A 10,627-nucleotide genomic window follows, 5' to 3' on the forward strand; every position below is an offset into this window, starting at 1 on the left:
TGGCTGTTCCAACTGTTATTGCTACATACAACTTAGCTGATGTCAGTGGCATGGATAAAAAGGATGCAAAAGGTAATGCAACAGCGGTAACAGTAAACGTTAAAGCTAACCTGTACTGGTGGGAATTTGAGTATCCTGAATTAGGAATCATAACTGGTCAAGAGTTAGTTGTACCAACGAAAGAGAAAGTTTACTTTAACTTGAAAGCTGCTGATGTAAAGCACTCATTCTGGATCCCTGCAGCTGGTGGTAAATTGGATACAAACGTTGAAAACATTAACAAATTCTATTTAGAATTTGACAAACCATCTGCAGGTCTTGAAGATGGCGTGTTTTATGGTAAGTGTGCTGAACTTTGTGGTCCTTCACACGCACTAATGGACTTTAAAGTAAAATCATTAGACCGTGATGACTTTGATAAATGGGTTGCAAACATGCAAGCTTCTAAAGAAAAAACACCTGAAGGTGACGTGGCTCAACAAGGCCAAGAAATCTTTAATACCAGCTGTATCGGGTGTCATGCTGTATCTGGCGCAGGTACTACAGGTGCTAAAGGTCAAGGTCCAAACTTAACAACATTTGGGGATCGTAACCGTGTGGCTGGATTCATGGATAAAACAGATGAAAACGTTAAGGCATGGATTAATGATCCTGAAGCGCATAAACCAGGTAACATAATGCCACAACCAGAAGATATAAATAATGGTAAGAAATTTACAGATCAAGAGCTCACAGCTCTGACAGAATACTTAATGGGACTATCTGTAGAAGAATAATCTTCTAGAGAATGACAAGAAGGAGGTTAAAGTTGTGAGTTCAATCGCACAGAAAAAAGGCTTTGGAGCCACTCTTTGGGACTATTTAACAACAGTCGACCATAAGAAAATTGCCATCCTTTACCTCGTAACCGGCGGATTTTTCTTTATCGTTGGTGGTATTGAGGCTATGCTTATTCGTATCCAACTTGCAAAACCTGACAATGATTTTGTGAGTGCAGGTTTATATAATGAAATTATCACCATGCATGGTACGACCATGATTTTCCTGGCCGCCATGCCACTTATTTTCGCATTTATGAACGCCGTTGTCCCACTTCAAATTGGTGCACGTGACGTAGCATTCCCGTTCTTAAACTCTTTAGGTTTCTGGATGTTCTTCTTCGGAGGAATCTTCTTGAACTTATCTTGGTTTTTGGGTGGAGCTCCTGACGCGGGTTGGACATCTTATGCGTCACTATCATTAGCATCTCCAGGACATGGTATTGACTTTTATGCACTAGGACTTCAAATTTCTGGTGGTGGTACGTTAATTGCCGGAATTAACTTCTTAGTAACAATTATCAACATGCGTGCTCCAGGTATGACCTACATGCGTATGCCATTATTTACATGGTCTACATTTGTCGCATCTGCATTAATTTTATTTGCTTTCCCTCCTTTAACAGTAGGATTGTTCTTAATGATTTTTGACCGTATGTTTGATGCGAACTTCTTTGATCATACAATGGGTGGTAATACAGTCATCTGGGAGCATTTATTCTGGATCTTCGGACATCCTGAAGTATACATTTTGATCTTACCTATGTTTGGTGTTTTCTCTGAGATTTTTGCGACTTTCTCACGTAAACGTTTATTTGGTTACTCAGCAATGGTCTTTGCAACTGTATTAATCGGTTTCTTAGGTTTCATGGTTTGGGCTCACCATATGTTTACAACTGGTCTTGGGGCAACAGCTAACGCGATTTTTGCTGTAGCAACAATGGCTATTGCTGTTCCAACAGGTGTTAAAATCTTTAACTGGTTGTTAACGATGTGGGGCGGTAGTATTAAATTCACAACAGCTATGTTATATGCTGTTGCATTTATTCCGATGTTCGTAATCGGTGGTGTAACAGGTGTCATGCAAGCGTCAGCGCCTCTTGATTACCAATTACATGATTCATACTTCATCGTTGCTCACTTCCATTACGTTATTGTGGGTGGAACAGTGTTAGGTTTATTAGCTGGCTTGCATTTCTACTGGCCGTTAATGTTTAACACGATGTTAGATGAAACTTTAGGGAAAATCACATTCTGGTTATTCTTAATTGGTTTTAACTTAACATTCTTCATCCAGCATTTCCTAGGTTTACTAGGTATGCCTCGTCGTGTGTTCACATACGGAAAAGATCAAGGATGGGATTTATTCAACTTAATCAGTTCATTTGGTGCCATATTCATGGCTGTAGCAGTAACGATATTATTAATAAATATCGTGAAGACAATTGCACAGAATAAAGCTGTAGGTCGTGATCCTTGGGGCGATGGTCGAACACTTGAATGGGCTATTCCTCAACCAGTTCCTTTCTACAACTTTAAACAAACACCACTTGTTCGTGGTCTAGATACATTCTGGATCGAAAAACAAGAAGGCAATAAAGAAGGTATGACATATGCTGAGCCAATTGGCGATATTCATATGCCACACAACTCATTTATTCCTTTCGTAATGGCGTTTGGTTTATTCGTAGGCGCTTTTGGAGCATTATATAACGGAGAACAAGCATGGGCAGTTCCTGTATTGATTTTAGGATTGCTAATTACGTTTTTATCAATGGGAACACGTTCATTGAAAGATGACCTTGGTTACCACATTCACAAAGAAGATTTGATGGATAAAAAAGGGGGTAAACACTAATGGACTTAAATACTAAGTACACCCCACAATCTTGGCCGCAACATGCAGAAAACTCGACACTTGAAGGGAAAAACAAATTCGTAGGTTTTTGGCTTTTCCTTGGTGGTGAAACTACTTTATTCGCAAGCTTGTTTGCCACATACTTGGCTCTTAAAAATAAAGGACCAGAAGGTATGGAATTCACAACGCAAGAATTGTATCAGTTACCACTAGTATTTATCATGACGATGTTACTTTTGACTTCTTCATTAACAAGCGTATATGCAATGTACCATATGAAAAACTATAATTTTAAAGCGATGCAAGCTTGGTTAATGATTACTGTTCTTCTTGGAGCTGCTTTCCTTGGATTTGAAATATATGAGTTCAATCATTATGTCCATGAAGGATTTAATTATAGTCAGAGTGCATTTAGTTCTTCCTTCTTTACATTAGTTGGAACTCACGGATTGCATGTATTAATTGGGCTTGGTTGGTTTATTCTATTAATGCTTCGCAATTCAAAACGCGGTTTAAATCTTTACAATGCACCAAAATACTATATTGCTTCACTATACTGGCACTTTATTGACGTCGTGTGGGTATTCATCTTCACGGTAGTCTATTTGATGGGAGTTGCGGGTTAATATGGCACACGATGTACAAAATCAAATGAGAACGAAAACTGAGTTCGAATATACCCGTCGCCGTTCTGCAGATGAAATGCGTGGTCAAGTGACAACATTTGCGATTATGATTTTTTTAACACTAATCGCATTTACAGCAGTGTATGCTGATTTTTCTCCAAATTTAGTCGTACCAATCATTTTGTTATTAGCAGTAATACAAGTTATTATGCAATTGTATTACTTCATGCATATGAGCCATAAAGGTCATGAAAATGCAAAATTCTTTTTATTCAGTGGCGCATTTGTAGCATTCCTTACAGTATTAACATTCGTAACAATTATTTGGTGGTAAATAAGATTCGAAAAGAGCTAGGAAAAGTTAATTTTCCTAGCTCTTTTTTTATAGACTTTGTATTGTTCATAGTTCGTTCATTGATGTTATGGTGATAGAGATTTATAATAGAAGTACTGAAGATAAAAGGAGCGATATTCGATGCCTTTAAGCATATTTGGTTTTCAAGCATTATGGAGTCCGTTTTTTATAGTTTCCACTCTATTTGTCATAGCTCTTTATTTTTTCATTACGATCAAAAAGCGACATTTGTTTGAAGGAAATGTATCGTTAACTAAAAAGGAAGCAAGCGCCTTTATCATTGCTGTAGTATTGCTGTATATCGTTAAAGGGTCGCCTGCTGATTTATTAGGACACATTTTATTTTCTGTCCATATGGCGCAAATGGCATTGCTATTGATGCTAATACCACCATTACTGATAACAGGCATTCCAATTTGGATATGGAAGGCATTAATTGAAAATAGATTCATTAAACCTATGTTTCGTTTTTTCACAAAGCCATTATTAGCATTAATCGTATTTAGTGGTATGTTTTCGATTTATCATATTCCACTCGTTTTTGATGTAATCAAGCAAAACGAATGGTATCACATTTTATTTACGCTCCTACTTTTCATATCATCTCTTTTCTTGTGGTGGCCAATTATGAATAAACTACAAGGAGAACACCAAGTTCATGGCTTAAGTAAAATTGGCTATATTATTGCAAGCGCGATATTAATAACGCCTGCCTGCGCTTTAATTATTTTTTCTAATCACTCCATGTATGCTACATATACCAGTGGAGAGGCATGGTTAAAAGCAATGGAACTTTGTGTACCCTCTTCCAAGATGGCAAGTTTGACATTGTCTGGACCCGAACTATTTTCAAATATGTCTACAATTGAAGATCAAAGATTAGGTGGAGTTATTATGAAAATTATCCAAGAAGTTATTTACGGAGTAATCTTGGGGATGGTTTTCTTCCAATGGTATAAGTCTGAACAAGAGAATGCAGATGAGATCACGAATAAAGCGTTATTAGAGCGTCAAGCTTTTGCAGCAAACAAATAATCAACTTTTATTAGTAGAAGAGTGTTAGGAGAAGAAAAGATGAGTTCACTATTATTGTCTACAATAAGTACATTTTTTATTGTGTTAAGTGCCGTTCTAGTTGCAATTGGATGGGCATTAGTTAAAAACAGAAAAATTGAAGCTCACAAAAAGATGATGTTTGCTGCGGCTATTTCAGCTTTAACATTCTTTACTATCTATATTTCACGAACATTATTCATTGGAAATACTGCTTTTGGTGGGCCAGATGAATACAAAATCTATTACACTGTCTTTTTGGTCTTTCATATCATACTAGCTACAACAGGAGCTGTATTTGGGATTGTAACGATTTGGGCTGGTTATAAAAATAATTTAGCAAGACATCGTAAAATTGGACCAATCACTAGTATCATCTGGTTCTTTACAGCCATTACAGGAGTAATGGTATATTTATTGCTTTACATTATCTATCAAGGTGGAGATACTACTTCCGTCTTTAAAGCCATATTAGGATTTTAATTATAGGCTTTGTTAAAACTACACTGTTGTTTAAAGTACATTTGCGCTAGTCGCAAATGTACTTTTTCGTTTTTTTTAATATCGAAAGCATTCTTTAACATAGCTACTCTATTGGCTCAATTTAGTAAGGGAATCTGCGACACTCCTGCGGAAAAACGGGCTGGCAAGACCCCGCAGCGAGGAACGAGTAAGGAGGCTTGCCTGTCCGTCCGCGGAAAGGGAGCCGATTCTCTTTTTATAAAAGGCTAAGTTAAAGTAAACTATTGCTTATCGTACATTTGCGCTAGCCGCACGTTCTGCATTAGCCAACAAGTATGAAAACCACATACTTGTGGRTCTCATTCTTGGGCCCACAGGAAGGGGGCATGAAGGTGTTGCCACAAAATTTCTCGCATTGCATTTTGCGACGAGTAACCGCAGGAGCAATTTCTCGCATTGCATTTTGCGACGAGTAACCGCAGGAGCAGGACGTGGCGTTTTTAACCTTCCTTCCTTAGCATGCTAGGCTCAAATGTACTCTTTAGTTTCTTTTTAATATCAACAGCATTCTTAAACTTTGCCAAAATAGCCAAAATATTAAAGCAACAAGAGGCAGAAAAAGCATCTTCGGTCGAACTTCTACTTAAAGAAATCTTCTATTCTGTAGTAAACCAAATCAAAATTACTGTGTCCTTCCAGGTTGCAAGGGAGCGAAGGATGCACACTCGACGCAGGATGATCTACAAAAAGAGAGGTGGGCGAGTGACACAGTCACAAGCCCATCCTCTTTATTCTCTAGAACATTGTGCAGCAGGTAAAGCGTCCGAAGCGGACTGAAAACCTGTCATCCTCAATAAATATAATCAAAGTTTCGGTTTGTAGTTGTAGTGATAATTATATTGTATTTTACTAAGTTGTTTTGAAAATAAAGGCATTGTTAAACGACATTGTCTTTTATCGTACATTTGTTCTTCAGTATCAACATTCTTTAATAGCTTAAATTAAAATTGCCATTCACCAGAGTAAATAAGGTGAATGGCAATTTTTTATAATTTGAAATTGGTTTTAATAATGCCAGCTTCTTTTGCAGTCGTGAAAATAATGACGACGAATGGACCTATTATTAATCCTAAAAAGCCGAATATTTGTAATCCGATAAACATGGCAATTAAAGTTGCTAGTGGGGATAAACCAATCTGTGAACCCATCAGCTTTGGTTCCACTGATCGCCTAATGACAAGTAACACTAGTGCTAGTATTGCTAATTTGGTGCCTAAAGCAATGTCTCCGGTTGCAAATTGGTATAATGACCATGGTCCAACTATTGCGATCGAACCTAAAATAGGAATAATGTCGATAATCCAAATGACAATGGACATGACAATTGCATATTGAGGAGCGATGAACAATAAGCCAATGAAACTACCAACTAAGATAAATAAGCTAGCTAGCAGTTGGGCTTTCATAAAACCAAATATGACAGAATTTAATCGTGACGTCATAAAGCGAACTTTTTCTGCAGTTGCTGGGGTAAAATGTCTAAAGACCATTTTCTTTAAATCTGTTAAATCTAACATAAATAGAAATAGCGTAATTATGTATACGATAAAACTGACTAAAAAGTTCGGAATTTCAGTAAGTAGGTTAGTAATACTATCGTAACTTACAAAACCTAAAATCGCTTCTTGCATAAGTTTCAAAAATTGATCTAATTCTTTTTTGATTGAAGAAACAACTTCAATTGGCATACCTTGTGTAAAACTAAATAATTTACTTTGTATATTCATCCAGGAAAGTGTCAAGGTATTAAAATAGTCTGGTGCAATTTTTGTTAATTGTATAATCTGACCGATCAATTGTGTAATAGTAAAATACAAAGTAGCTGTAGTAAGTAATAAAAATAAAATAAATATTGTTATTACTGCGGGTTTACGGTTCCAATTAAACTTTTGTTTACTCCATTTTACGAGAGGTTCAAGTAAAAATGCCGTAATCAAAGCTAATAAAATGGGGACGGCAAGAGGAAGTATAAAGGTAATGAAAAGGATAAGTATTAATATAAGTAAAGCGATAATCAAAAACTTCTTAGTAATCCACTTGGGCATTCGCAACACCTCTTTTTCCATATGTTATAAGTATAGACAACATTTACACATTTGAAAAGTGATAGAAAAAAACGCCGAAGAAAAAATTCTTCGGCGTTTCAATTATGCGCGAATTTCAAATGCATTGATATCTGCTTTAACAGCAGTTAGTGTTTGTTGGCAAGATTTCACTAAGTGTTCAGGGAACACTTCTTGGTCTCCATACTCAACACCGTGTGGAAAGTAGTGTTTGCCGACAACAGGTTTCATCAAGGTGATGATCGCATCGTGAGCACCAACGTCTCCGTCTTTTGTGAAGCCGAAAATACGTAAGTAGAATGTACCTTCTTTGATTTCGTATTTTTTGTCATACGTTACACGTTCGTAGTCCCATTGTCCTTCACGAACAAGACCATGATTTAACATAATTTCATCTAATAATTCTAAATCAGCTGCTGTATTTTCAATACCTGTGTTTTCGAAATACATAAAATCGTCCTCCTTTTACATGCTTAACCTTAAGTCGAGCTTCCATTTTATAATAGTGTAATTTAGCGTTTGTTGCAATGACAACATTGTGTCAATACGTTGTAGACTGATATAATAGACTCATCATTTATATTACTAGGAGTTGTCATATTGAAGGTATTGGTTAGAATATTAATTTTTTTAGCAATTATTTTAACTGTCATATTTTATTCAGACCAAACCATTCAAGAAAATGAATTATTAGAAGCTCCAGGTTCAAGGGGACAAGCATTGCCTCAAGAAAACTTGTCGCCACCTTCTGGAGAAGGTACTATTCCGCGACCAGAAAAAGGCCTATCCACCTTGGTAGGCCAAAACACAAAAGAAATAATTAATTCATTTGGGGAACCTAATCGGATTGAAGCCTCTGCTTTTGGTTATGATTGGTGGGTATATAATGACTCCATCACTAATTACATGTTAATAGGTGTCATGAATGATACGATTACTCAAGTATATATTGTTGGGGAAGATCTTGATGCTTTTCCTTATCAAGTTGGGCAAACAATCGATGATTTATACCGTTTCACCATAATTGAATCGGAAATCTCAGTGCAATTAGATTCTAGTGTTTATACCTTTACTATTAATGATGTAGATATGAAAAATCGATTATTAGTAAAGTTTAATGGACTATATGCACAAATCTATGTGGACGAGGAAGACGGGAAAGTGGAAGCCATTCGTTTTACGGATCCTCGCACAACCGTTCTCCATCAACCTTATGAAATGACGTATAAAGGGGACTATTTAGCGCCAGATGTCCCTTCTACTTACGAGCAAAAAGCGATTAACGAATCTAATGAACGTTTATTATTCGACTTAACAAATGTATTTCGTGTGAAACACTCGGTAGATACGGTTGTAGAGGACGAAGACCTTCATATGGTTGCACGAAAACATAGTGAGGATATGGCTATGGAAAACTATTTTTCTCATGAATCTCCGGATTTTGGAGATTTGGAAAACCGCTTAGAGGAATCACAAATTGTGTATGAAAGTGCAGCTGAAAACATTGGATCCAATTATTATGATTCTGCTGAAGTTGTGCATGGCTGGTTAAACTCGATGGATCATCGAAAAGTATTACTAAAAACCGATTTCACACACTTAGGTGTTGGTACATTTGGCAAATACTATACACAAAACTTTGTAGAGCGAGAAGTACTTAATAGAAAAAATATTAATGAATAGCGGAATTTATCCAAGTTCCTTCTTCTGAGGAACCAAAGGGACGAATGTGCAGTGGGACGTGGTGCTTAGCAGCCATGTCAACTGCCTTTTTTTGTATGAGCGGATGCTTCGCTGTTTCACATAAATGCTGAAGTTTTTCATATGAAACATGCGATAATTTTTGAACATTTGAAGAACTCTTAGGGTCATTGGACATAACTCCGGGAACATCTTTATAAAATTCGACAGCACTAGCCTCAAATAATGAAGCTAATAAAATAGCCGTCAAATCACTCCCACCTCTGCCTAATGTTGTGAAACGGTGGTCTGTCGTAATGCCTTGAAATCCAGGAACGATAACACAGGGGATATGTTGGAGTAATTCTTCAATGGCCTGTTTAGATGTTTTAATGATTGTAGCATCTCCAAAACGGTCATCTGTGTAAATGCCAGCCTGGACACCATAGGCTAATTGACAAGGGATTTGCTCCTTTAAACACTCAGCAAATAAAACGGATGATGAAAGCAATTCACCACATATTGCTGCTACATCTTTTGATTCAGGTGCAAATTGGAAAGCATCTGTCAATTGTATAAGAGTATCTGTGGAATAAGGATCTCCATGTCTTCCCATTGCGGATACAACTACAATTACCGATTTATATTTGGCTAAGCCTTCTTTAATGTGTTTAATACATATTTCACGCGATTTTTTATCTTTCATCGCGATGCCTCCAAATTTCTGAACAATCATTGAATTCGCTCCTTATTATCATGAGTGACATTTTCCCGCATTCTTACATACGATGAACGTACCTTGACTGTAATGTATTCGGTCAATTTTATTTTGTGTAGGAGGGGTACAATGGCTTTTGTCATTGCAGATTTAATAAAAGATTGGCCTTGTACATGGTTACATGGGTCATTTAATGAATGGATAAGAGGTGTAAAGGAAGATTCGAGAGACGTTCAAACCGGTGATGTCTTTATTGTTATCAAAGGCAGACATGCCAATGGAGCTGCTTATATAAACGAAGCTATACACAACGGGGCAGTATGTATCATTTCAGAAAATCGTGAAGATGGTCAGTTTTGTAAAGATGTGGCTTTTGGAATTGTACCAAATACACGCACTTTTCTTTCTCATGCCAGTTCGCGTATTCATGGAAACCCATCAGAACAGTTACACATTGTTGCAGTTACTGGAACGAACGGTAAGACGACGGTGAGTCATATGATTGGTCAACTCCTCACTTTTCTTGGTTATCATACAGCAGTGATTGGGACTCTCGGACTATATGTTAATGGGAAAAAAATAATAGAGAATTTCCCGTCACTCACGACATGGTCTGCCAGTCATCTTCATCAAACTTTTGCGAAGCTTTTAGCAATGAATGTAACTCAYGTAATTATTGAAGCCTCATCAATGGGATTAGCACAACACCGACTGGATCATTGTTCGATTCAACAAGGAGTCTTTTTAAATATTGGTCATGATCATTTAGAAGATCACAAAGGTATTGAAGCGTACAAGAAAGCAAAATGTAAATTACTTCATTTATCAAAAAAAATCGTCGTTAATGAAGATGACCCTTTTTGGTTTGAAAAAGCAAAAGAAAGTAATAAAGAAAATAAATGGTTCGGAAAAAAACACCTGATCTTAGAAGAAC

Annotated in this window: 11 protein-coding genes; 8 read left to right on the forward strand and 3 right to left on the reverse strand. The window is 36.8% G+C overall.

The genetic code is table 11. The annotated features are described in order from the left end of the window. The 6 genes from AC1DOS_RS13710 to AC1DOS_RS13735 all read left to right on the forward strand — a co-directional run. A partial coding sequence (locus tag AC1DOS_RS13710) for a cytochrome c oxidase subunit II (RefSeq protein ID WP_477537954.1) occupies positions 1-776 on the forward strand: 776 nt, incomplete at its 5' end. Positions 777-810: 34 nt separating this feature from the next. Then, positions 811-2,676, forward strand: coding sequence for a cytochrome c oxidase subunit I (gene ctaD / locus AC1DOS_RS13715; protein ID WP_477537955.1), 1,866 nt, complete (start codon positions 811-813; stop codon positions 2,674-2,676). Then, a complete protein-coding gene (locus AC1DOS_RS13720) occupies positions 2,676-3,302 on the forward strand; it encodes a cytochrome c oxidase subunit 3 (RefSeq protein WP_108584474.1) in 627 nt (208 codons plus the stop codon). Before ctaD ends, AC1DOS_RS13720 begins: the two co-directional genes overlap by 1 nt. Before the next feature lies 1 nt (position 3,303). Then, positions 3,304-3,636: a cytochrome c oxidase subunit IVB gene (gene ctaF, locus AC1DOS_RS13725; protein WP_108584475.1), complete on the forward strand. Its 333-nt coding sequence runs from the start codon at positions 3,304-3,306 to the stop codon at positions 3,634-3,636. A 141-nt stretch (positions 3,637-3,777) separates the two neighbouring features. Next, the gene (gene ctaG, locus AC1DOS_RS13730) at positions 3,778-4,692 is read left to right on the forward strand and encodes a cytochrome c oxidase assembly factor CtaG (RefSeq protein WP_108584477.1); all 915 of its coding nucleotides are present in this window, start codon (positions 3,778-3,780) and stop codon (positions 4,690-4,692) included. 39 nt (positions 4,693-4,731) lie between these two features. Continuing rightward, positions 4,732-5,193 (forward strand): DUF420 domain-containing protein, encoded by a 462-nt coding sequence (locus tag AC1DOS_RS13735; RefSeq protein ID WP_477537956.1) that lies wholly within the window; start codon positions 4,732-4,734, stop codon positions 5,191-5,193. Positions 5,194-6,218: 1,025 nt separating this feature from the next. Here AC1DOS_RS13735 and ytvI read toward each other — a convergent pair. Then, complete coding sequence (ytvI, locus tag AC1DOS_RS13740) at positions 6,219-7,277, reverse strand: sporulation integral membrane protein YtvI (RefSeq protein ID WP_108584481.1); 1,059 nt, start codon at positions 7,275-7,277, stop codon at positions 6,219-6,221. Between the two features lie 102 nt (positions 7,278-7,379). Further along, positions 7,380-7,745 carry a YugN family protein gene (locus AC1DOS_RS13745; protein WP_108584483.1) on the reverse strand — a complete coding sequence of 122 codons (366 nt, stop codon included), beginning with the start codon at positions 7,743-7,745 and terminating at the stop codon, positions 7,380-7,382. Positions 7,746-7,895: 150 nt separating this feature from the next. On the opposite strand from AC1DOS_RS13745, the gene AC1DOS_RS13750 reads away from it, so the two are divergent. Beyond that, on the forward strand, positions 7,896-8,978 hold the full coding sequence (locus AC1DOS_RS13750; protein ID WP_477537957.1) for a CAP domain-containing protein: 1,083 nt from the start codon (positions 7,896-7,898) through the stop codon (positions 8,976-8,978). Here AC1DOS_RS13750 and AC1DOS_RS13755 read toward each other — a convergent pair. After that, positions 8,968-9,711, reverse strand: a complete 744-nt coding sequence (locus AC1DOS_RS13755) for an amino acid kinase family protein (RefSeq protein WP_477537958.1) — start codon at positions 9,709-9,711, stop codon at positions 8,968-8,970. The genes AC1DOS_RS13750 and AC1DOS_RS13755 overlap by 11 nt on opposite strands. Before the next feature lie 111 nt (positions 9,712-9,822). Between AC1DOS_RS13755 and AC1DOS_RS13760 the strand changes: the two genes are divergently transcribed. Then, a partial coding sequence (locus AC1DOS_RS13760) for a Mur ligase family protein (RefSeq protein ID WP_477537959.1) occupies positions 9,823-10,627 on the forward strand: 805 nt, incomplete at its 3' end.

The sequence above is a fragment of the Paenisporosarcina sp. P5_A11 genome (assembly GCF_056400705.1).

What these genes read in the sequence shown, in the direction of transcription:
- AC1DOS_RS13720 (WP_108584474.1), top strand. Translation starts at nt 2,676, where the DNA reads ATGGACTTAAATACTAAGTACACCCCACAATCTTGGCCGCAACATGCA.
- ctaF (WP_108584475.1), top strand. Translation starts at nt 3,304, where the DNA reads ATGGCACACGATGTACAAAATCAAATGAGAACGAAAACTGAGTTCGAA.
- ctaG (WP_108584477.1), top strand. Translation starts at nt 3,778, where the DNA reads ATGCCTTTAAGCATATTTGGTTTTCAAGCATTATGGAGTCCGTTTTTT.
- AC1DOS_RS13735 (WP_477537956.1), top strand. Translation starts at nt 4,732, where the DNA reads ATGAGTTCACTATTATTGTCTACAATAAGTACATTTTTTATTGTGTTA.
- ytvI (WP_108584481.1), bottom strand. Translation starts at nt 7,277, where the DNA reads ATGCCCAAGTGGATTACTAAGAAGTTTTTGATTATCGCTTTACTTATA.
- AC1DOS_RS13745 (WP_108584483.1), bottom strand. Translation starts at nt 7,745, where the DNA reads ATGTATTTCGAAAACACAGGTATTGAAAATACAGCAGCTGATTTAGAA.
- AC1DOS_RS13755 (WP_477537958.1), bottom strand. Translation starts at nt 9,711, where the DNA reads ATGATTGTTCAGAAATTTGGAGGCATCGCGATGAAAGATAAAAAATCG.